Source organism: Afipia massiliensis (assembly GCF_014203115.1).
Lineage (GTDB): Bacteria > Pseudomonadota > Alphaproteobacteria > Rhizobiales > Xanthobacteraceae > Afipia > Afipia massiliensis.
The window spans coordinates 93,169-115,790 of the sequence record NZ_JACHIJ010000002.1 but is presented as its reverse complement, the minus strand read 5'-3'; the positions used below and the strand labels follow the sequence as shown (position 1 = coordinate 115,790).

Below are 22,622 nucleotides of genomic sequence, written 5' to 3'. Positions count from 1 at the left end.
AGGCCAGGACCCCGAATCCATGACAGCCAGAATATTCAAACCTGCCAAGAATGCGATGCAGTCCGGGTCCGCCAAGACCAAGGCGTGGCAGCTCGACTATGAGCCCGAACAGCCGCGCGTGATCGAGCCGCTGATGGGGTGGACCAGCTCCACCGACATGAAGCAGCAGCTGACCCTCCATTTCCATACCAAGGAAGACGCGGTTGCCTATTGCGAGCGGGAAGGCATCCCGTACCAGGTGCTTGAGCCGAAGGAGTTGCAGCCGCGCGTGAAGGCCTATGCGGACAACTTCGCATTCCGCCGCGTCGAGCCCTGGACGCACTGAGCCCGCAGCGGGTCTTGTCCCATTTGTTCTGCGGGAGGCGCGCCGCCGGCCGGGCGCGTGCGGCCTTGCATCCAGACCGGCAAGCCGTTGCTTGTGAAATGCCTCAACAAATGTCGGGGACATGACATTTCAGATGATCGCTTTGCCCTATTGAGGGCGTCTGACCCGACGCAAGTCTCTCCAATATCGTCGCAAAAGTTGTGGTTGCATTCAGCCGCCAAGCAGTGACACCTTGCGGGTCGAAGCCGTCCGGAATGGACGGAAGCAAGCAAGATCAAAACGTTACGCGGCGGGAAACAATGGCACTTCGTTCCGGACTCGATCCCAAGTCGTCCGATTTCACGCGCAATGCGGAAGCGATGCGTACTCTGGTCGCTGACCTGCGGGACAAGCTTTCGCAAGTCGCGGGCGGGGGCGGTGAAGCGTCTCGCGCCAAGCACTCGGCGCGCGGCAAGATGCTGGCGCGTGACCGCGTCGATCTTCTGATCGATCCCGGCACCGCGTTTCTGGAATTCTCGCCGATGGCCGCCTACGGCCTCTACGGCGGCGCGGTGCATTCGGCCAGCATCGTCACCGGCATCGGCCGGGTGTCGGGCCGCGAATGCGTCATCGTCGCCAACGACGCGACCATCAGCGGCGGCACTTATTACCCGATGACGGTGAAGAAGCATCTGCGTGCGCAGGACATCGCCCGCCAGAACAATCTGCCGTGCATCTACATGGTGGATTCCGGCGGCGCCTTCCTGCCGCAGCAGGACGAAATCTTCCCGGATGAAAAGCACTTCGGGCGTATTTTCTACAATCAGGCCAACATGTCGGCGCAGGGCATTCCGCAGATCGCCATCGTCATGGGATCGTGCACCGCCGGCGGCGCGTATGTGCCCGCCATGTCGGACGAAAGCATCATCGTCCGCAATCAGGGCACCATCTTCCTCGGCGGCCCGCCGCTGGTGAAGGCCGCGACCGGTGAAGTGGTGACAGCGGAAGAACTCGGCGGCGCGGATGTCCACAGCCGCCAGTCCGGCGTGACCGATCACTACGCGCAGAACGACAGCCATGCCATCGGCATCGCGCGGCGCATTGTCGGCAATCTCAATCCTGCTAAATCCTCCGCTACCGGATTGCGCGATCCGCGCGATCCGTTGTTCGAGCGCGAAGACATCTACGGTGTGGTGCCTGCTGACGCCCGCAAGCCGTTCGACGTGCGCGAGATCATCGCGCGGATTGTCGATGGTTCGGAATTCGAGGAGTTCAAGAAGCTTTACGGAACGACCCTCATTTGCGGCTTCGCGCATATCTGGGGTTATCCGGTCGGCATCATCGCCAACAACGGCATCCTGTTCAGCGAGAGTTCGCTCAAGGGCGCACACTTCATCGAACTGTGCTGCCAGCGCGGCATCCCGCTGCTGTTCCTGCAGAACATCACCGGCTTCATGGTCGGCAAGAAATACGAAGCCGGCGGCATTGCGCGCGATGGCGCGAAACTCGTCACAGCGGTTGCGACCGCGTCGGTGCCGAAGTTCACCGTGGTGATCGGCGGCTCCTACGGCGCGGGCAACTACGGCATGTGCGGCCGTGCCTATAGCCCCAGATTCCTCTGGATGTGGCCGAACGCGCGCATCTCGGTGATGGGCGGCGAGCAGGCATCGATGGTGCTGAGCCAATTGCGCCGCGACAACATCGAGGCCAAGGGCGGAATGTGGTCGGCCAAGGAAGAAGATGCGTTCCGCAGCCCGATCCGCGAGCAGTACGAAACGCAGGGTCATCCGTATTACGCCACCGCGCGGCTGTGGGACGATGGCGTGATAGATCCCGCCGACACGCGGCTGGTGCTTGGGCTTGGTTTGTCTGCCGCGGCGAATGCACCGATCGAGCCGCCGAAGTTCGGCGTGTTCAGAATGTGATGCAAGGCATAACGATGAGCGATCTTGTCCGCATCGAACGCGATCACGACGTGGCGCGTGTCACGTTGAACCGCCCGGAACTGAACAACGCCCTCAACAAGGCGCTGATCGAGGAACTGCGTGCCGCGTTCGAGAGCATCGCCGCCGATCGCTCGATTGCGACGCTGGTGCTTGCGGGCGAGGGCAAGAGCCTCTGCGCCGGGGCCGACATCAACGCGATGCGCGAAGCGGGCACATACACGCGCGACGAGAACATCAAGGATGCGTTGCCGCTGGTGCGGATGCTGTCCGCGCTCGATCGGATGCCCCAGACCACCATCGGCCGGGTGCAAGGTCCGATCTACGGCGGCGGTGTCGGCGTAGTCGCTGCCTGCGACATTGCCATCGGAACATCGAGCGCGACGTTCTGCCTGTCCGAGGTTCGTCTCGGCATCGTACCGGGCATGATCAGCCCTTACGTTCTGCGCGCCATCGGCGAGCGCACCGCGCGGCGATATTTCCAGACCGCGGAAGTGTTCGATGCGAACGAAGCAATGCGCATCGGCCTGCTGCATGAGGTGGTGGAGCCCGATGCGCTGGACGAGCGCATCGGCAAGCTGCTCAAGCAATTGAAGTCCGCAGCGCCGGGAGCGCGCAGCATTGCCAAGAAGCTCGCAGGCGACATCGCCAGCCGTCCCATTGACGAAGCCTTGATGACCGAGACCGCGCAGTTGATCGCCGATGTGCGCGCCAAGCCAGAGGCCCGCGAAGGCCTCTCCGCATTTCTTGAAAAGCGCAAACCGTCGTGGACCTGATCCGATGAACGCCAAAGCCGCCACCAAGTCCGCAGCGCTGTATCGCCGCTTCAACACGTTGCTGATCGCCAACCGCGGCGAGATCGCCTGCCGGGTGATCAAGACCGCGCGCGCCATGGGACTGCGCACGGTCGCGGTCTATTCTGAAGCGGATGCGGATGCGCTTCATGTCGCGATGGCCGACGATGCCGTGCTGCTGGGACCGGCACGGGCGCGCGACAGCTATCTCAATGTCGATCGCATCCTTGAAGCAGCAAGGAAGACCGGCGCCGAAGCGATCCACCCCGGATACGGTTTTCTGTCGGAGAATGCCGAGTTCGCGCGCCGCTGCGCTGCGGAGGGCATCGTATTCGTCGGCCCGACCGCCGAAATGATGGAAGCGATGGGCTCGAAGTCCGGCTCCAAGGCGCTGATGGAAAAGGCCGGCGTGCCGCTGGTGCCCGGCTATCACGGCGACGCGCAGGACGACGCGACCTTGGCGAAGGCAGCCGAGAAGGCGGGCTATCCGGTTCTGGTCAAAGCATCGGCGGGCGGCGGCGGGCGCGGCATGCGTGTTGTTCGCAGCGCCGATGAACTGGCGGCGGCGATCGTCAGCGCCAAGCGCGAAGCGCTGGCGGCATTCGGCGACGACCGCATGCTGATCGAGAAGTTCGTTCAAAACCCGCGTCACATCGAAGTTCAGATCATCGGCGACAGCCATGGCAACCTGCTGTCGTTGTTCGAGCGCGAATGCACCCTTCAGCGCCGCCATCAGAAGGTGATCGAGGAGGCGCCGTCGCCGACGCTCGATCCGGCACAGCGCGAGGCTGTGTGTGCGGCAGCACGCAAGGCCGCAGCAGCGGTCAGCTATGTTGGAGCAGGAACCATCGAGTTTGTGTCGGACGGCCGCGAGGTGTTTTTCATCGAGATGAACACCCGCCTTCAGGTCGAGCATCCGGTGACCGAACTGATCACCGGCATTGATCTGGTGGAATGGCAATTGCGGGTCGCGTTCGGCGAGAAGCTGCCGCTGACGCAGGATCAGATCAAGCTCAACGGTCACGCCATCGAGGCGCGCGTTTACGCCGAGAACCCGAACAAGAACTTCATGCCGTCGGTCGGCCGCATCCGGACGTGGCATACGCCGGATGAAGTCGACGGCCTGCGCATCGACGCCGGTTACGGAGAGGGCAAGACGGTATCGCCGAACTACGACGCCATGCTGGCCAAGGTGATCGCATGGGCGCCGACGCGCGATCTCGCGATCTCGCGGCTCAATCGCGGCCTGCAGGAAACCGACGTTCGCGGCATCGTCACCAATATCCCGTTCCTGTCGGCGCTGATTACCCATCCGGATGTCCGTGCCAACACCATCGACACCAGCTTCATCGAACGCGAACTGGCGAAGCTGACGCCGGCCGAAGCCGAACTGACTGAACTCGAACTTGCCGCTGCCGTGGCCTCGATCCTGCGCAGCGAGGAAATCGCCGCGGGCCGGGACGCGAACTCGCCATGGCGGGCGTCGTCGGGATGGGCGGCTGTGGGCGCGCGCCATCGCCGGTTCCTGTTCAAGCAGTCCGGCGGTGAGCGCAAGGTGTCGCTGCGCTACGGGCAGGGTCCTTCGACGCTGGCTATCGATGGAAAGATTCTCTCCTTCGCGAGTTCAGCGTCGCCGCGCGGCGGCATCGATGTCGTGCTCGATGGCGTCAAGCATCATGTTACGGGTCTGCTTGACGGCCACGAGGTCTATGTCCGCACCCGCAACGGCCGGTTTGAAGTGCACTGGGTCGATCCGTTCGGCACCGAGGACGAAGAGCAGGTGGGCGCCGACCGCGTGGTTGCACCGCTACCGGGCACCGTGGTTGCGATCCTTGTCGAAGAGGGCGCGTCGGTCGAGAAGGGTGCTGCGATTCTCACGCTGGAAGTGATGAAGATGGAGCAGACACTGCGCGCGCCGTTCGCTGGCACCGTGAAGCAATTGAAGTGCAAGGTCGGCGACATCGTGCAGGAAGGCGTCGAACTCGCAGAGATCGAGCCGAAAGCGTAGGTTCATGAGCGATCAGGTCCGCATTGTCGAAGTCGGCCCCCGTGACGGGCTGCAGAACGAAAAGACGCCGGTCACCGCCGAGGCGCGCATCGCGTTTATCGAGGACCTGATCAAGGCGGGCCTGCACACCATCGAAGTCGGAAGTTTTGTTTCGCCCAAGGCGATTCCACAGATGGTCAATTCCGATCAGGTGCTGCGCGCGGTGAACCACCATCCCGACCGCGAGTTTCATGTCCTCGTTCCCAACGAGAAGGGTTATGAGGGCGCGAAGGCGGCGGGCGCGAAAGTGATCGCGGTGTTCGCTTCTGCCTCGGAAGGTTTCTCGAAGGCCAACATCAACTGCACCGTTGCGGAATCGATCGAGCGTTTTGTCCCGGTGCTGGAGCGCGCCAAGGCCGACGGCATCAAGGTGCGCGGTTACGTGTCGTGCGTGCTCGGTTGTCCTTATGACGGCGAGGTCAAGCCATCCGCTGTCGTGGACGTGACGAAGAAGCTGTGGGATCTCGGCTGCTATGAAGTTTCGCTGGGTGACACCATCGGCGTCGGCACGCCGGCGAAGGCGCGGCAATTGCTGCGCGCGGTCGCGGCCGAAGTCCCGATGAAAAATCTCGCTATGCATTTCCACGACACCTATGGGCAGGCGCTCGCCAATCTCTATGCGGGCTTGGAAGAAGGCGCGCGGGTGATCGATTCCGCCGCAGGCGGACTGGGCGGCTGTCCGTACGCACCGGGTGCGACAGGCAATGTCGCGACCGAGGATGTCGTCTACATGCTGGAAGGCATGGGCATCGCGACCGGCGTGGACATGAAGCAACTCGTTGCGGCCACCAACGGCATCGCCAGGCTGCTCGGCAAATCGCCGGTCAGCCGGGTGGCTTCGGCACTTAATGCCAAGGCACGCAACTAACCGATCCGCCATCGTTAGCTGATTGTCTGCCCAGTCGCGCGTGCGACCGGAGGTTGTTGCGCTGCACTGATCCGGGAATATTTTTCAGGCGCGATGTAACGAAATCCGATCTCTCCCGAACATCCAGAAGCGGCACACGTCGCGCAACGCAACTGGATTCAAAGGACTGCTTCACATGGCACGCACCACCCATTTCGCGCTCGGCGCAGCGACACTTCTTTCGCTTGGCCTGGCCTTCGCGCCGGCCGCTCTTGCTCAGGACAAGATGTCCAAGGACGGAATGAAGAAGGAAGACACCATGTCCAAGGACGGCATGAAGAAAGATACGATGTCGAAGGATGGTATGAAGAAAGACACGATGTCGAAGGACGGCATGAAAAAAGACGAGATGAAGAAGTAACTTCATCTCGCCTTTGCGTTTCTGCAGGCTCGCTCTCATCGGGCGGGCCTGTCGCATTTTGAAATCGTCGCGGGACGTATCCGCGGTGTTACTTCTTCGCCTTGCGTGCGGCGTAGCGCGCGTCGCGGGCAGCCTTCTGCTGAGCCTTCAGCTCAGCTTCTGCAGCCTCTTTCTCGGCCTGAAGGCGGCGCGCTTCCGCAGCCGCCTGGGCTGCGAGTTCAGCTTCGCGGGCAAGCTTTTCAACCCGGGCTGCCTCACGCTGCTTCTGGGCTTCGGCACGCGCGGCGGCTTGCGCCTGCCGCTCGGCAGCCTTTTTCAGCACAGCAGGATCGTCAGGCCCCGGCTTGGCCTTGAACTTTTCGACGATGTTCTTCCTGGCGTTCTGCGCGGCGGCCTGCCGGTCCGCAAAACTCGGCTCCTTAAAACCCATACGGTCGATGTCTTTCTGTTCGATGTTGTGTCGGGCAGCTTGTAGCAGATTTCCGGGACGTGTCAGGGGCGAGCTGTCGGCTGCTTCATACATCCACGGTTTGAATGGCTTGCCTTGGAAAAGTCGTATGTGTGGCTTTCCGGTGACAGACTCCGCGGACCCCGGCGTGGTGGTATCCCGGGACGGCGCGGTACGCCAGTATTTTTGATCCATTTTCAGAAGAGAGTGTCATGCGCAATATTTTGATCGCGGCGTCTGTCGTCACGGCGCTTTCCACAGGTGTTGCTTCCGCTGCCGATATCGCCGCCAAGCCTTATGTGAAGGCTCCGCCGATTGTGCAGGTCTACAACTGGACCGGTTTCTATGTCGGCGCCCATGTCGGTGGCGGCTGGGGCAACAAGGACTGGGAGTTTTATAGAACCTCAGTGGGTCCGCTCGTTCCGCCGACCTTCACCAGCCACAATGTAAATGGCGCGCTGGCCGGCGGTCAGTTTGGCTACAACTATCAGGTCGGTGCCTGGGTTTTCGGTATTGAGGGCGAAGGTTCCTGGGCGGACCTGAAGGGCGATAGCGCATGCCCGAATCCGGCAGCCAATTGCTCAACCAAGGTCGAGTGGATGGCGAGCATCGCCGGTCGTCTCGGCTACGCCTGGGATAACGTGTTGCTGTACGTCAAGGGCGGCGGCGCCTGGGCTGGCGAACGGCACGATATCAGCTTCGCAGCTCTGCCTGCCGGTAACGAGACCACCGGAGATGTGACGCGAAGCGGTTATACGATCGGCGCCGGACTTGAATACGGGTTTACACCGAACTGGACCGCGAAGCTCGAATACATGTACTCGGATTTCGGCAATCGCAGCGTCGACTTCACCCGCATCGCAACTGGCGCATTCGTTGAATCAGCGCGCGTTGATCAGCAGATCCATACGCTCAAGTTGGGCGTCAACTATCGCTTCGGTTGGGGCGGACCTGTGGTTGCTAAGAATTGATCCACGACTGATTGATACTCACTATCGACGACGCTTGGCATTCACCAGTTCAAACTAAAGCCCGGCCTCGCGTCGGGCTTTTTGCTTTTGTAATGTAACTTCACGAGCATGCTGGCCGTAGCTGTTTAAGCAATCGCTGGCAGATGAAACCAGCGGCTCGAGGGAGAAAACCAATGAACAGGATGATCGTCGTCGCTGTTTGTGTGCTCTTGCTGTCGGTGTCGGGAGCCGTGGCGAAGCAGAAAAAGAGCAAAACAACGACGCAGCCAGCGGCCACTGAGACGTCGCGTGCGCAAGGCGGTTTCAATCCATACGCTGGTGGCGGACCGAGCGGTGCGAACCAGGCGACGAACAACCCCAAAGCGAGCAACGAAATCGGTGGCGGCATGTAAGGATGGGTTCGACCGCTCGCCCTCAGGATGGAGCGGCTTCGGCGAAGATTGGCGATCCCAGCAGAACTGCCAGAATGGCCAGAATCAGCCCCTTGGGCTGGCTCACCCGTTCAAAACGCCAGATTGGCTTGAAACGGCTTTTCTGGATGGTGGCTCACCGGTAGCCGCGGGGAGAGAACGCTATGCGACCTCCTAAAAAGCAAAGACCCGCCGGGGAGGGCGGGCCTAGCAAAATCTCAAAGAGCTTTGGCGAACTCATCGAAGGCCCAGCATACGACACGGCCAAATCAGTTTCAAGAGTCGCGACTGGCTCATTGCAGATCGGCGAAATCGAATACATCGGCGTTGATGTTTGGGCCGCTCGGGGGATCGACAACTCCGAGCTTGGCTTCCATCACACGTTTGCCGACGCCCACAGCGCCGTCTGGCGGGCTTACCTCCGAACATTCACCGGCGCCCCCGATTCATCCGGCCACACGCACTGACCGAACCACCGCGTTCAGTCGGTCGCGTGCGCCCTGGCTGCTGGTGCTCGGAGGTCCCGCCATTTGCCATCCCACATGATCGACCCGCGCGAGAATTGCGGCGGGTTTTGATCCTGTCTTTTCCCACCGCCGGCGAGCCTACGGGCTGCCGTTGATAAACGACCGCAAGGCGCCGCACCTAAACGCGGCAGCGCGCCGTAGCGCTACACAGCTCAGAGCTGAGCGGAAACAAAACACCGGATTCCCGTGGCCCATAGGGACCGGCCCGACAGAAACTGCGCAACCCGCAGGACGGTTGAACGGCTTCAAGAGCCGTCGGCAGGATGACAACCTGACCCGGCTTTTGCGGCGAGCGAGCCGAAAAAATCGCTCAGGAGGCGTCGAAGGGACAATTCGACGAGTCGGCATCGCCGGCGAAGGGAAACGAGTACTCGGTGCATCGGATTTGATGTGCTCTGCCTAGTCAGCGGCCGCCGGTCAACCAGACTGTCGGGAGGAAAGGGCGAAGCTATGCTTGACGGAGTGTTTCACAGAGCTGGATAGTTCTCTGATGAATTGGAAGCCAGAAGTCTGGGTTGCGATATTCGCTGCTAACATGGCGCGGGAAGGGTCAATCCGCCGACTTCAGTCTGCGCATTGTGAATTCGATCCGGTCGCCCGGAAGCTTCCGCCAAGTACCGACGGCGGTCATATAGGCCTCCTTCGGTATCTTTTGAAGAATTCTCGGGCCTTCGCGCGAGCCGACGGGCGAGGAAGACTGACGCTCTCGCGCAAATAGCCGTCGTCCCGCTGTTGCCGCTTGCTCTCGGCAAGATCGCGGGGCGTCTTTATTTGGCAGCCTCCTTAGACTTAGCCGCGCTCCTTAACCGGGGTACGGCTTTTTTCTTTTGTGACTGTCGCTAGGCTAGCGCCAAGCAAGAACCAAAACGTGCGCTGATTGAACAATTCGTGGAAACACGACATTGCAGAGAATCCGGCAATGATCAGCAGGAGAAGGTTTCCGGCAACGTCATCCCGTCGGAACCGGCACAGCTCTCCGAACGCGATTCGAACGATCGGTACTAAGAACAGCGCGGCGCCGACGATCCCGAACTCCGCCAGGAGCCACACCGGCGTCGAGTGGATGACGAGCTTATACGTCGCGGGCCACTCCGCGATGAAGACTCCGAGCCCCGCGCCGAACACCGGGCTTTCCAGAAACATTCGGAATCCCGAGTACATCGTGGCGTAGTGGTCAGCATCCGACACGGAGCGCTCAGCCAGCACGCTCATTGTCCCTGAAGCCATGCCGCCGCTGATCTGGATGAAGTAGACGATCACGCAGGCAATAATCGTCGCGTCTAGGACTTTCCTCCAAATAGCCGGAATGAAGATGATAGCAGTTACTAGTACGACGAAGGCTGACCCGATCGCCGCACGCGACCCGGCTATGGTGATCGCCGCCAGAGCGAGGCCGATCACGAGCCGATTGCGCGGATCGCGGGCGAGTGACGCAGCAAGCACCATTAGGCATTGGAATGAAAAAGCGTTCACGTTCTGCGCAAAGCCGTCGAGAAAATACTTTTTGGTAAAGCCCGAGGCGCTGACAAGCACCCCAACCAATTCAGCAGCGATGATGATCGCGCCGACCACCGTCACTGTGGTAAGAATTCGGCTCAAATCGATCCGGGTGCCCATCGCGCCGGTTGCGCCGAACGCAAGAAGCACGAACCAACCTAAAAATTTTGTCGTCACTGCCCATTCAGTCCAGCCAACCCGGCTTGCTCCGATTAAGAGCGCAACGAGCATCGCAAGGCTGCATGCCAGGATATGAAAATTCAAATACGATAGACGCCAGACTGGCGGGGATCTCCACGCAGAAAACAACAGCAGAAATCCGGCGACGATTGCGAACGGGTCGGCCAAGTTCACGTTGATTACGCTCTTGGTGGTCGGAACGTGCACTTGAAAGAACATCAACAGGGCGACGGAGACCGGGAGAAATCCGGCAAGAAATGCTTCCGGCCGCAGCTTACCCGCCGTAGTCGAGACAATTGAATGCGATGCACCCTTTTCCAAGGTGCGGGCTGATACTGCAGCCAGAAGTCCCGCCGTCACGATCGATATAATCCCGACAGCCAACGCCACACACACCGCCCGCTCGTCGGTCATCCCGATCGCGCCGAGCGCAACAACGGCGCTCATTTCGCGGATGCCCCAGCCTGCAAAACTGATTGGAATGCTCGCCGCGAACATGACCAGGGCAGAAGCAGCGGCGAGGTCTGTCAGCGAGTGTGACGCGCCAAACGCCCGGCCGGCACTGACGTAGGCCGCCATCATTGCAAGCTGAACAGCCAGCGATAGGCCGACGTTTTGAACGACCCGCAGCAAATCGGTCCTTGTTACGGTCGAAAGGTACGAAGCGATTTCGCGTTTCCAGATTATGATCGGCGCGATGGAGGCGATGAGCACGCCAGCAATAGCCTCAAGCAGGTCGGACGCTGCCACGGCGTCAAACGACAAATGCCGGAAAAGGTAGATCGCGCCGGCCGCAGCCAAGGCAAGTGACACGAGGGCCGCCGCTATGCGCTCTTGTGTCGTGATTAAGACGGTGCCGGCGAACGGAACGCTGCGGCGCCCGAGGTAGGAACTGCGCGCCGCGAGTTGTCCGAATATCTGGAAGAACAGGAGCCCGCCGATCTGGCCGAGGCTCAACGTCGCTACCGCTTCGCGTGCCGTCAGTTTATAGCCGTACCCGGCCGCGATGAGCTGAAGTCGCATAGCCGCCAGCATCGAACTGACGATGACCGCAAAGCCGGCGAGCGCGAGTTGTGGGTACTGGATAGCCGACAGCGACGTCTTGAAATCGGCCGGATTGAAGCCTCGAAAGGCGAGCCACAAGGCCACCGCCAGCAGCGACGCCGACAGGCCAATTTGCACAATTCGCTTCAAGATGTATCGATTCCAGCCCGCCGTTCGCCCTATGAACGCGTATACTCCGGCGGGATTCACCGCGCCAGCACAACCTGGTCGAAATGCTATAATATTAAGCGGGTTAAAAGGGAGTGCGTGCTGGCCGCGTCATCCTTCGGGGTGGTGCGGCTTTTTATTTCGGTACGATGCTGACCAGGTGCATCGACCTCGCCGCCGATGAATTGACGGAGAGTCCATTCCTCGCGCGCATGGGGCCGCACGGGCGCGCTCCAGTTCGCGGACGTAACGGAACGCGGTCTTTCGCTCATGGAGCCCGCTATACCGAAAACCCCTTCGATTTCAGCAACGAGAATCAACAATCCGCCAGCGATTTTCATTATCGTCTTTGCCCATACGTTATACAGTTGATTTCCGTATAGGTGAGATTATGATTCAGGCCTTAGGAGAGGGCAGCACATGAAGCGTGTCGGAATTTACCTTCGAGTTTCAACCGATACCCAAACAACGGACAATCAGCGCAGAGAGCTTGAGGCTGTGGCTGCTCGCTCAGGCTGGTGCGTCGTGGGCTTTTACGAGGACGCAGGCATTAGCGGTGCCAAGGATCGGGACAAGCGCCCTGGCTTCGATCGCTTGCTTAGAGATGCAACTAACCGGAAGTTGGATATGATTGCCGCGTGGTCCGTCGATCGTCTCGGTCGGAGCCTACAGGATTTGATCGGCTTTCTCACTGAACTGCAGGCCTTGCGCTGTGACCTCTACCTGCATCAGCAGGCGCTCGATACGAGCACGCCATCTGGTAAGGCGATGTTTCAGATGCTTGGCGTGTTCGCGGAATTTGAGCGAGGCATGATCCGCGAGCGCGTGAATGCTGGCCTTGTGAGGGCCAGGGCGAACGGAATAAAACTAGGGCGCCGCCCTGTGGATGCAAAGATTGAGGCGCGCATACGAGCACTCAAGGCTGGGGGAATGGGCATCCTGAAAATTGGAAAGACTGTGGGAGTTGGGACAAGTGTGGTCCAGCGTGTGACGGCGGCGGCGCCAAAATGAGGCTTTACACCGTCGTGACCTATCACCCCGACGGGACCCAACGAGAAGTGTGGCATGCGGACGATGTTATCGAAGCACGAGCAGCAGCATACAAGGCATATCGGGAAGAATGCTCGTCATCAGCGGGCTATCCCATGCACGGTGTTCAGGTCTTAGGAATTGCCGGCGACGTCGTACTTGACCTCAACATTGGGGCAGAGCTTGCTTTTGGCACGCCCATCATCGAGGAACGATAGCGCATCAGTCCCGGGGACGAATGACGCCAGGTCAGAGCAGTGGACCAACGACCATTGTGTCCCGCGATCTCACCCGCAGCTGCCAGCAAAAAATCTAAGTATGCACTGACCTTATGACGTCTCGCTATGAAGGAATTGATGCTTCCGCTTATCCGATGCTCGGCTCTTCGTTGATACAGGTTCTCGCTGCCGGGGTCCGCTGGCAACCAGATGAGAGATTGATGCTAACAGCGTTCAAAGGCTTAGAAGTCTTGACACCTGCATTTTCCTGATTATCGTTTCTAGCGACCACGGGTCTCCGCCCTGAGCTAGGTGAGCTTTAAAGTCTCCGTTGGTGGGTGACATTAAGCAACGCCCAAAGCACAGGTAGCTGGGTGATAACTGGCAATCCGACAATCAATCTGGATGCTCCGCACATGTCCGCGGTGAGCTGGATTCCCTTTGCGCCAGGATTTCCCCTATGTCCGTGCATGCCAGTAATTCGGTTACCTTACCTGAGCGTTGGCTAAATGGCCGTCAAGCTGCAAAGCACCTCGGGGTCAGCTATGGCACGCTCCGAAAGCTGATCAGGCTGGGTCATATTCCACATCCAATTCGTCGAAGAGGCTGTGGTCGCCAGTTCTTTGATAAGCTGGCGCTCGATGGTTCATTAGTGGCTTCGGCTCCCAATGAAGGCAGTACTTTGAACGAATGGGACACTGTGAAATGAAGTGGAAGCTTCCGCCGCAGGTTCATGGCTATACGAACCGCCACGACAATCCGGTTTTCTATCTGCGGCGTCCTGGGATGCCAAAGATTAGGCTGTACGGCTTTCCCGGGTCGCCGGAGTTCATGGCTGCGTATGAGGCCGCGAAGGCGGGGCATTGGGATAAACCTGAGATTGGAGCGAGCAAAACCATCGCAGGTACCGTAAACGCCGCCCTCGTGAGTTATTATCAATCAACAGCATTCACGGTCGGTCTGGCCAAGAGCTCTCAGCGGATGCGCCGCGCGATTCTAGAGCGGTTTCGGCAGGAGCACGGCGACAAGCGTATTGCACTCATGGGCAAGACGCACCTGCAAATCATCCTGAACAAGAAGTCGCCGGCAGCATCGCGTAATTGGAAGAAGGCGCTCCGCGGCCTAATTGATCATTGCCTGTCGTTGAACATGGTCACTGTCGATCCGCTTGCGGGCATCAAGCTCACCAAGATGAAATCTGACGGTCACCACACGTGGAGCGGTGAGGAAGTTTTGCAGTTCGAGGCCCGGCATCCAGTCGGATCGACAGCGCGACTAGCATTAGTGCTGCTTCTCCAGACGGGGCATGCTCGCGCCGACGTCGTCAGGATGGGACGCCAGCATGTCCGAGGTGGCGTTCTCTCGATGAGACGCCAGAAGACGGGCGTTCAGTTCGATATTCCGGTGCTGCCCGTGCTCAAAGCGGAGATCGACCACTTGCCAAAATCCGAACAGCTGGCATTTCTTACCACCGAAAAGGGCAAGCCCTTTAGTGCGGCGGGGTTTGGAAATAAGTTTCGAGAATGGTGCGATGAAGCGAACTTGCACCATTGTAGCGCTCACGGCCTTCGTAAGGCGGCCGCCGCGCGTCACGCACTAAATGGCGCAACTGCTCCGGAATTGATGGCGTGGTTTGGGTGGAAGAGCATCGGTGAGGCTCAGCGTTACATTGAAGAGGCGAACCGCGTCAGGCTCGCACAGAGCGCAGGCGCGAAGATCATAGCTGGAACAAGTGTTGGCTCACCCGCTGACCCGGTGAGCCAAAACAACGCTCAACCTATTGAGAATACTGGAGGCGGAAAATGAGATGGCGATCCCAGCAGGATTCGAACCTGCAACCCACGGAGTAGAAATCCGTTACTCTATCCAGTTGAGCTATGGGACCGTTGGCCCTCTCATATCACCCGGATCGTGAAAAATCCGCCACCCTGCGGTGAAATTTCTGAACCTTTCCACGCGTCCGGCCGACAAACCTGCGGGGTTTGCCCGAGGGGCCGCATTGTCTTCGGCATCCCCCGGCCTAAAGTCATGCTGCCGCCGGGTCAATGGTTTGACGCGCCGTCTCGCGCCCGTCGGCGCGTGACCGTCGCGCAGAATCTTTCGACCCGATATCGGTACGACCATGAGTCCGTCACGATTCGCGCATTGTCTTGATACCAAGGCGGCCTTCGCTCGCCGGCAGGGAGTTTCACCATGATTGGTCTGGTTCGCGCCATTTCGGTTTGCGCCGCGCTGGCGCTTGGCCTCGTCACGGCCCAGGCGGCCGACAAGGCCTTCAAGCGGGACGATTTGGCTGACTCCGCGATCCGGCTCGAGGTCCAGATCAAGACCGAGGCCGGGATCATCAACAAAACCGCGGCGACGCTGAAGACCGATACCGATGCAGCCTTCAAGCGCAGCGACCTGCGCGGCGCGCTGGTCCTGCTGGGACAGACGGCAGCGGTCGCGCCCGAGGACAGCGGCAACTGGCTGCGGCTGGCCAAGACCGTTTTCCAGATCCGCCCCTCGGATAACCGGGAGCGGACTTTCTTCCATGAGCGCGCATCGACCGCAGCCTACATTGCCTATCAGCGCGCGGCGAATGCGAGCGAGGAGGCGGACGCGCTGGCTGTGTTGGGCAGTGTCTTGGCTGAACGCAAGCTCTGGCGTCCGGCGCTCGATGCGCTGCGCCTGTCGCTCGATCAGAAGGAGGTCGCTGACGTTCGCGGCCAGTATGAAAAGCTGCGCGATGAGAAGGGCTTCCGGCTGCTGGATTACAGCGTGGATTCGGATTCAGCATCGCCGCGCGCCTGCTTCCAGTTCTCGGAAGATCTCGCCAAGCGGGTGGACTTCAATCCCTTCGTGGCGCTGGCCGGCACTGACAGCCCGGCGCTGACCTCCGAAGCGAAGCAGCTTTGCGTCGAGGGTCTCAAGCACGGCGAGCGCTACACCATCAACCTGCGCGCCGGCATGCCGTCGACCGTCAAGGAAACCCTGCCGAAGTCGGCGGAATTCAACATCTACGTGCGGGACCGCAAGCCGTTCGTGCGCTTCACCGGCCGCGCCTATGTGCTGCCGCGCACCGGCCAGCGCGGCATCCCGCTGGTCAGCGTCAACACGCCGTCGGTGTCGGTGAACATCTTCCGGATCGGCGACCGCAACCTGATCAACTCGGTGCTGGGCAGCGACTTCCAGCGCAGCCTGTCGAGCTATGAACTGTCGGACCTCGGCAACGAGAAGGGCGTCAAGGTCTGGACCGGCGAGGTCGCCACCGCGCAGACCCTGAACGCCGATGTCGTCACCGCATTCCCGGTCGATCAGGCCGTGGGTGAGATGCAGCCCGGCGTCTATGTGATGACGGCTGCCGCGAAGGGGCCGGGATCCTCCAGCGACGACGATTCAGGTCAGCTTGCGACCCAGTGGTTCATCGTCTCGGACATGGGCCTGACTGCCTATTCGGGCAACGATGGCGTCCACGTGTTCGTCAACTCGCTGGCGACAACGCAGCCGACGCCCGGCGCGGAAGTCCGGCTGGTGTCCCGCAGCAATGAAGTGCTCGCCACCCGCAAGACCGACAGCGCGGGTCACGTGCTGTTCGAGGCCGGGCTGGCGCGCGGCGAGGGCGGATTGTCTCCGGCGCTGCTCTCGGTTTCGGGCGACAAGGGCGACTACGCCTTCCTGAGCCTCAAATCCAATGCGTTCGATCTGTCCGATCGCGGCGTCTCCGGACGCGCGGTGCCGGCAGGGCCGGATGCGTTCGTCTATGCCGAACGCGGTGTCTATCGCTCCGGCGAGACCGTGTACCTCACCGCGCTGTTGCGCGACGGCAAAGGCAATGGCGTCACCGGCACGCCGCTGACACTGGTGGTCGAGCGTCCAGATGGCGTGGAATTCCGCCGCAGCGTGGTCCCGGACCAAGGCGCGGGCGGCCGCAGTCTCACCTTGCCACTGAATTCGGCGGTGCCGACCGGCACATGGCGGGTGCGGGCGTTCACCGACCCGAAGGCGCCTTCCGTGGGTGAAACCACCTTCATGGTCGAGGATTACATCGCTGACCGGATCGAATTCTCCTTAATTTCCAAAGCAAAGCAAATAACGGCTGAACTTCCTGCAGAACTTGAAGTCGATGGCCGCTTCCTTTACGGCGCACCTGCGTCCGGGCTTGCCCTCGAGGGCGATATGCTGGTCGCACCGGCGTCGGATCGTCCGGGCTTTGCCGGCTACAAGTTCGGCGTTGCGGACGAGGAAACGTCCAGCAACGAGCGCACGCCCCTGGAAAACCTTCCCGAGGCAGACGCCAACGGCAAGGCGACCTTCAAGGTCAGCCTTCCCAAGCCGCCTTCTTCTACGCGTCCGCAGGAGGCGCAGATCTTCGTCCGCATGGTGGAAACCGGCGGCCGCGCGGTCGAGCGCAAGCTGACGATTCCGGTCGCGCCAAATGATGCGATGATCGGGGTGAAGCCGCTATTCGCCGACAAGAACGTCGCCGAGGGTGACCCTGCCAACTTCGACGTTGTGTTCGCCGCGCCCGACGGAAAGTCGCTGGCGCGCAGCGGGCTTCGCTATGAACTGCTGAAACTTGAGTCACGCTATCAGTGGTACCGGCAGGGCTCATCCTGGGACTACGAGCCGGTGAAATCTACCAAGCGCGTGGCCGATGGCGACGTGACCATCGCCGCCGACAAGCCGGCGCGCATCACGGTGTCGCCGCAGCCCGGCCGTTACCGGCTCGACGTGAAATCGACCGAGCAGGATGGACCGCTCACCTCGGTGCAGTTCGACGTCGGCTGGTACTCCGACGGCAGTGCCGATACGCCGGACCTGCTGGAGACCTCCATCGACAAGCCGGAATACAAGTCCGGCGACACGATGGTTGTGTCAGTCAACGCGCGCACCGCCGGCAAGCTGACCATCAACGTGCTCGGCGATCGCCTGCTGACGACACAATCCACCGACATCAAGGAAGGCCAGAGCAAGATCAACATTGCCGTCGGCAAGGACTGGGGCACCGGCGCCTATGTGGTGGCGACGCTGCGCCGTCCGCTCGATGCCGCAGCTCAGCGGATGCCGGGCCGGGCCATCGGTCTGAAATGGTTCGGGATCGACAAATCGGAGCGCACGCTCAAGGTGAGTCTCACTCCGCCTGCGCTGGTTCGCCCGGGCACGATGCTGAAGTTGCCGGTGAAGATCGAGGGTCTCAGTCGCGGCGAGGACGCCAAGATCGTGGTCGCCGCCGTCGACGTCGGTATTCTGAATCTCACCAACTACAAGCCGCCCGCGCCGGATGATTACTATCTCGGCCAGCGCCGTATGACGTCCGAAATCCGCGACCTCTATGGGCAACTGATCGACGGCATGCAGGGCACACGCGGCCAGATCCGCACCGGCGGTGACGGTGCTGCGGCCGAACTGCAGGGCAGCCCTCCGACGCAGAAGCCGCTGGCGCTCTATTCGGGCATCGTCACGGTCGGACCGAACGGCACGGCGGAAGTCTCCTTCGAGATTCCGGAGTTCGCCGGCACCGCGCGCATCATGGCGGTTGCCTGGACGGCGACCAAAGTGGGCCGCGCCAACACCGACGTTACGGTTCGCGATCCTGTCGTGCTGACCGCAACGCTGCCGCGCTTCTTGCTGAGCGGCGATCGCGGCACCATGAACCTCGATCTGGATAACGTGGAGGGTGCCGCTGGCGATTACGTCATCAGCGTCAAGACATCGGGTCCGGTGAAGCTCACCGGCAATCCGGCGACCACCATGCGGCTGGCTGCAAAGCAGCGCAGCACCGTCGCGCTCGCCATCGATGCCGCGGGCGGAGCGGGGCAGGCGGCGCTTGATGTCGATATCAAGGGGCCGAACGGGCTGACGCTGGCGCGCCACTACGCGCTCGACGTCAAGGCGGCGACCCAGATTCTGGCGCGGCGCTCGGTGCGGACGCTGGCGAAGGGCGAGAGCCTCACGCTCACGTCGGATATGTTCTCTGACTTGGTGCAAGGCACCGGCGGCGTTCAACTGTCTGTCGGTCTGTCGACCGCGCTTGACGCGGCGACGATCCTGAAGGCGCTGGACCGTTATCCGTTCGGATGCTCCGAGCAGATCACCAGCCGCGCGATGCCGCTGCTGTACGTCAACGATCTCGCGGCGGAGAACCATCTGGCGCTGGATACCGCGGTCGATCAGCGCATCAAGGACGCCATCGACAAGCTGCTCGCACGACAGGGCTCGAACGGTTCGTTCGGGCTGTGGTCGTCCGGCGGCGACGATGCCTGGCTCGATGCCTACGTGACCGACTTCCTGACGCGCGCGCGCGAAAAGGGCTTTGCCGTGCCGGACATCCTGTTCAGGACGGCGCTGGACCGTATCCGCAACTCGGTGGTCAACGCCGACGAGCCGGAGAAGGACGGCGGGCGCGATCTCGCCTACGGGCTCTATGTGCTGGCGAAGAACGGCACCGCGCCGATCGGCGACCTGCGTTATCTCGCCGACACCAAGCTGAACAATATCGCCACGCCGATTGCCAAGGCCCAGCTCGCTGCGGCTCTGGCACTGGTCGGCGATCGGGCGCGCGCGGAGCGCGTCTATTCAGCAGCGGTGAACAGCCTCAATCCGAAGCCGGTGCTTGAGTTCGGCCGCAGCGACTACGGCTCGTCGCTGCGCGATGCGGCGGCGATGGTGTCGCTCGCCAGCGAGGGCAGTGCGCCGAAGGCGACACTGAGCCTTGCGGTCGAACGGGTCGAGGCCGCGCGCGGTCTGACGCCGTACACCTCGACACAGGAGAATGCGTGGCTGGTACTGGCGTCGCGAGCGCTGGCGAAAGAGGCGAACAGCCTTGCGGTGACGGTCAACGGCGAAGTCGCGAAAAACGCGGTCTACCGCAACTATCGCAGCACCGACGTTGCGGCGAAGCCGGTCACCATCACCAATACCGGCGACACACCGGTGCAGGCGGTGGTCTCGGTCACCGGCGCTCCGGTCACGCCCGAGCCTGCGGCGTCGAATGGCTTCAAGATTGAGCGCAATTACTTCACGCTCGACGGCAAGCCTGCCGATGTTTCGAAGGCGAAGCAGAACGACCGCTTCGCTGTGGTGTTGAAGGTCACTGAAGGCAAGCCGGAGTTTGGCCAGATCATGGTGGTTGATTATCTGCCGGCCGGTCTGGAGATCGACAATCCGAAACTGGTGTCGTCGGGCGACAGCGGAACGCTCGACTGGATCGAGGACGGCGAAGACCCGCAGAACACGGAATTCCGGGATGATCGCTTCAGTGCCGCCATCGAGCGTGCGAGCGACGACACCGCCGTGTTCACGGTCGCCTACATCGTGCGCGCAGTGTCGCCCGGCAAATACGTGCTGCCGCAGGCCTATGTCGAGGACATGTACAATCCCTCACGCTACGGCCGCACCGGCACCGGAACAGTCGAGGTGACGAAGGCGAAATGAGCGAGAGGGCCGACCATAACTCTCGGGTTGTCCCGGCGCAGGCTGGGACCCATCACCTCTGTCAGAATTCATCGGAACGGAACGTTCAATCATCGTCTCCAACCGATGAGCCGGTGGCGCTCCCTAGCGGAATCGAACCGCTCTCTCCACCGTCATCCCCGGGCTTGTCCCGGGGATTCACGTCTTCCCTTTGTGAGGTGAAACAAGACGTGGATGGCCGGGACAAGCCCGGCCATGACGGGTTGATAGGCTGGCGAGCTATTCGGACATTGGTAGCCTCGGCTGCGATCATGCTGGTCATCGTACTTGGTGCCGCTGCAATCTGGATCGCATCCCTCCCGCCGCTGCCGTTCGAGCAGACGCGGCAGATCTCGACCACCGTCGTGGACCGCAACGGCAAACTGCTGCGCGCGTTTGCGATGGCCGACGGGCGCTGGCGGCTGCCCGCCCACGCGAAAGACGTCGATCCGGGTTATCTCAACCTGCTGCTGAACTACGAAGACAAGCGTTTCCGCTCGCACATCGGCGTCGATCCGCTGGCGATAGGGCGTGCCGCGATTCAGTTGGTGACGCGCGGACACATCGTCTCCGGCGGCTCGACCATCACCATGCAGGTGGCGCGATTGATGGAGCCGCGACAGGAGCGCTCGATCTCCGCCAAGCTGCGCCAGATGGTGCGCGCCGTGCAACTCGAACAAAAGCTCAGCAAGGACGAAATCCTCGATCTGTATCTCACGCTCGCACCATTCGGCGGCAATCTTGAAGGCGCGCGCGCGGCGTCGTTCGCTTATTTCGGCAAGGAGCCGAAGCGATTGTCGCTCGCAGAGTCGGCGCTGCTGGTGGCGCTGCCGCAGTCGCCGGAGACACGACGTCTCGACCGCCATCCGGATGCGGCGCGCGCTGCGCGCGATCGTGTTCTGTCGCGCATGGTGGAACATCGACACGTCTCCGCCGACGACGCAATCCATGCGAAGCGCGAACCGGTGCCGCGCATGCGCAAGCCGATGCCATTGCTCGCGCCGCATTCGACCGACCAGTCGCTTGCGATCATGAAAGATGCAACGCGAATTCAACTCACGCTGGACTCCAACATCCAAAGCGCGCTGGAATCGCTGGCGCGCGATCGCGCCATTGCGCTGGGGCCTGATGTATCGGTCGGCCTTCTTGCGGTCGACAACGAGACCGGCGACGTGCTGGCGCATGTCGGATCGTCCGATTACTTCGATACGCGGCGGGCGGGGCAGGTGGATATGACCCGCGCAGTCCGCTCGCCGGGTTCGACGCTGAAGCCCTTTATCTACGGCCTCGCTTTCGAGGACGGCTTCGTGCATCCCGAAAGCCTGATCGAGGATCGTCCGATCCGTTACGGCAGCTACGCGCCGGAAAACTTCGATATGACGTTCCAGGGCACTGTCACCGTCCGGAAGTCCCTGCAGATGTCGTTGAACGTCCCGGCCATCGCCTTGCTCGACCGGATCGGCTCGAACCGGCTGACGGCGCGGATCAAACAGGCGGGCGCCAACCTGATCCTGCCCAAGGACGAAACGCCCGGTCTCGCGATGGGGCTTGGCGGCGTTGGTATCACCCTCAACGATCTCGTCCGGCTTTATACTGGCCTGGCCCGCTCCGGCGACACGGTCGCCCTGCGGGAGATCGTGCGTCCGGACGACAAGGATGAGCCAGAGACGCGGCGGTTGCTCGATCCTTCCGCGGCCTGGCTGATCGGCAACGTCCTGATGGGAACGCCGCCGCCGGACAATGCCCCCAGAAACCGGCTCGCGTTTAAAACTGGCACCAGCTACGGCTACCGCGATGCGTGGTCGGTCGGCTTCGACGGCCGGATGACCATCGGGGTCTGGGTCGGCCGCCCGGATGGCGCACCGGTTCCGGGACTTGTCGGCCGGACCGCAGCGGCTCCGATCCTGTTCGATGCCTTTGCGCGGACGGGAAAGCTCCCGATGGCATTGCCAAAGGCCCCGAAGGGAACGCTGATGGCGAGCAATGCCAAGTTGCCGCTGCCGCTGCGGCGGTTCAGGGCGTCGGGGGAATTCGTCCGGACCGGGAGCGAACAGGCGCTGCGCATCCAGTTTCCGCTGAACGGGTCGCGGATCGACGCCTATGGCGGCGGAGAGGCGAGCCAGTCGGCGATGCCGGTCAAGGTTGCGGGAGGGGTGCTCCCCCTGACCATGATGGTTAACGGAATAGCCGTGGGAAGCATCGACAGCCGGCGCCAGAAACTGGTCGATCCGCCGGGTCCGGGCTTCGTTCGGCTGACGGTGATGGATGCGACTGGCGCGGCGGACACAGTTGTCGTGAGAATTCAGTAGAACCGGTCCAAGCTGTTGTCCGGGTGTCGGT

17 protein-coding genes, 1 tRNA gene and 1 pseudogene are annotated in these 22,622 nt (G+C 61.5%); 15 read left to right on the top strand and 4 right to left on the bottom strand.

Features of this window, described 5'->3' with window-relative positions; translation table 11 throughout:
- Window positions 1-19 precede the first annotated feature (19 nt).
- From HNQ36_RS05195 to HNQ36_RS05170, 6 genes are all read left to right on the top strand, one after another.
- Window positions 20-325: an ETC complex I subunit gene (locus tag HNQ36_RS05195; RefSeq protein WP_184082884.1), complete on the top strand. Its 306-nt coding sequence runs from the start codon at window positions 20-22 to the stop codon at window positions 323-325.
- A 299-nt stretch (window positions 326-624) separates the two neighbouring features.
- Complete coding sequence (locus HNQ36_RS05190; protein ID WP_184082883.1) at window positions 625-2,229, top strand: carboxyl transferase domain-containing protein; 1,605 nt, start codon at window positions 625-627, stop codon at window positions 2,227-2,229.
- A 14-nt stretch (window positions 2,230-2,243) separates the two neighbouring features.
- Complete coding sequence (locus HNQ36_RS05185) at window positions 2,244-3,023, top strand: enoyl-CoA hydratase/isomerase family protein (RefSeq protein WP_184082882.1); 780 nt, start codon at window positions 2,244-2,246, stop codon at window positions 3,021-3,023.
- A gap of 4 nt (window positions 3,024-3,027) precedes the next feature.
- Window positions 3,028-5,049: an acetyl/propionyl/methylcrotonyl-CoA carboxylase subunit alpha gene (locus HNQ36_RS05180; RefSeq protein ID WP_184082881.1), complete on the top strand. Its 2,022-nt coding sequence runs from the start codon at window positions 3,028-3,030 to the stop codon at window positions 5,047-5,049.
- A 4-nt stretch (window positions 5,050-5,053) separates the two neighbouring features.
- A complete protein-coding gene (locus HNQ36_RS05175; RefSeq protein ID WP_184082880.1) occupies window positions 5,054-5,956 on the top strand; it encodes a hydroxymethylglutaryl-CoA lyase in 903 nt (300 codons plus the stop codon).
- A gap of 175 nt (window positions 5,957-6,131) precedes the next feature.
- Window positions 6,132-6,356 carry a pentapeptide MXKDX repeat protein gene (locus HNQ36_RS05170; RefSeq protein WP_184082879.1) on the top strand — a complete coding sequence of 75 codons (225 nt, stop codon included), beginning with the start codon at window positions 6,132-6,134 and terminating at the stop codon, window positions 6,354-6,356.
- A gap of 88 nt (window positions 6,357-6,444) precedes the next feature.
- On the opposite strand, the gene HNQ36_RS05165 is transcribed toward HNQ36_RS05170, so the two are convergent.
- Complete coding sequence (locus HNQ36_RS05165) at window positions 6,445-6,786, bottom strand: DUF6481 family protein (protein WP_019197182.1); 342 nt, start codon at window positions 6,784-6,786, stop codon at window positions 6,445-6,447.
- Between the two features lie 230 nt (window positions 6,787-7,016).
- Here HNQ36_RS05165 and HNQ36_RS05160 point away from each other — a divergent pair, with 230 nt between their 5' ends.
- From HNQ36_RS05160 to HNQ36_RS05150, 3 genes are all read left to right on the top strand, one after another.
- Complete coding sequence (locus HNQ36_RS05160) at window positions 7,017-7,775, top strand: outer membrane protein (RefSeq protein WP_184082878.1); 759 nt, start codon at window positions 7,017-7,019, stop codon at window positions 7,773-7,775.
- A gap of 173 nt (window positions 7,776-7,948) precedes the next feature.
- The gene (locus HNQ36_RS05155; protein ID WP_184082877.1) at window positions 7,949-8,167 is read left to right on the top strand and encodes a hypothetical protein; all 219 of its coding nucleotides are present in this window, start codon (window positions 7,949-7,951) and stop codon (window positions 8,165-8,167) included.
- Between the two features lie 182 nt (window positions 8,168-8,349).
- Complete coding sequence (locus HNQ36_RS05150) at window positions 8,350-8,652, top strand: hypothetical protein (protein ID WP_184082876.1); 303 nt, start codon at window positions 8,350-8,352, stop codon at window positions 8,650-8,652.
- Between the two features lie 610 nt (window positions 8,653-9,262).
- Here the strand turns inward: HNQ36_RS05150 and HNQ36_RS26535 are convergent.
- A pseudogene (locus tag HNQ36_RS26535) lies at window positions 9,263-9,483 on the bottom strand (hypothetical protein).
- Window positions 9,484-9,501: 18 nt separating this feature from the next.
- Window positions 9,502-11,583, bottom strand: coding sequence for a lysylphosphatidylglycerol synthase domain-containing protein (locus tag HNQ36_RS05145; protein ID WP_184082875.1), 2,082 nt, complete (start codon window positions 11,581-11,583; stop codon window positions 9,502-9,504).
- Between the two features lie 438 nt (window positions 11,584-12,021).
- Here HNQ36_RS05145 and HNQ36_RS05135 point away from each other — a divergent pair, with 438 nt between their 5' ends.
- The 4 genes from HNQ36_RS05135 (at window position 12,022) to HNQ36_RS05120 (ending at window position 14,654) form a co-directional block, all read left to right on the top strand.
- Window positions 12,022-12,612 (top strand): recombinase family protein, encoded by a 591-nt coding sequence (locus tag HNQ36_RS05135; RefSeq protein ID WP_184082873.1) that lies wholly within the window; start codon window positions 12,022-12,024, stop codon window positions 12,610-12,612.
- Window positions 12,609-12,848, top strand: a complete 240-nt coding sequence (locus HNQ36_RS05130; RefSeq protein ID WP_184082872.1) for a hypothetical protein — start codon at window positions 12,609-12,611, stop codon at window positions 12,846-12,848. Before HNQ36_RS05135 ends, HNQ36_RS05130 begins: the two co-directional genes overlap by 4 nt.
- 460 nt (window positions 12,849-13,308) lie before the next feature.
- Window positions 13,309-13,557 (top strand): helix-turn-helix transcriptional regulator, encoded by a 249-nt coding sequence (locus HNQ36_RS05125; protein ID WP_184082871.1) that lies wholly within the window; start codon window positions 13,309-13,311, stop codon window positions 13,555-13,557.
- Entirely contained in the window at window positions 13,554-14,654 is a 1,101-nt protein-coding gene (locus HNQ36_RS05120; RefSeq protein WP_184082870.1) for a tyrosine-type recombinase/integrase, read from the top strand. The genes HNQ36_RS05125 and HNQ36_RS05120 overlap by 4 nt, the downstream gene beginning before the upstream one ends.
- Before the next feature lie 2 nt (window positions 14,655-14,656).
- Here the strand turns inward: HNQ36_RS05120 and HNQ36_RS05115 are convergent.
- Window positions 14,657-14,733, bottom strand: a tRNA-Arg gene (locus HNQ36_RS05115).
- Between the two features lie 308 nt (window positions 14,734-15,041).
- On the opposite strand from HNQ36_RS05115, the gene HNQ36_RS05110 reads away from it, so the two are divergent.
- Window positions 15,042-20,264 carry an alpha-2-macroglobulin family protein gene (locus HNQ36_RS05110; protein WP_184082869.1) on the top strand — a complete coding sequence of 1,741 codons (5,223 nt, stop codon included), beginning with the start codon at window positions 15,042-15,044 and terminating at the stop codon, window positions 20,262-20,264.
- Between the two features lie 209 nt (window positions 20,265-20,473).
- A complete protein-coding gene (gene pbpC / locus HNQ36_RS05105) occupies window positions 20,474-22,591 on the top strand; it encodes a penicillin-binding protein 1C (RefSeq protein ID WP_184082868.1) in 2,118 nt (705 codons plus the stop codon).
- The last annotated feature ends 31 nt before the right edge of the window (window positions 22,592-22,622 follow it).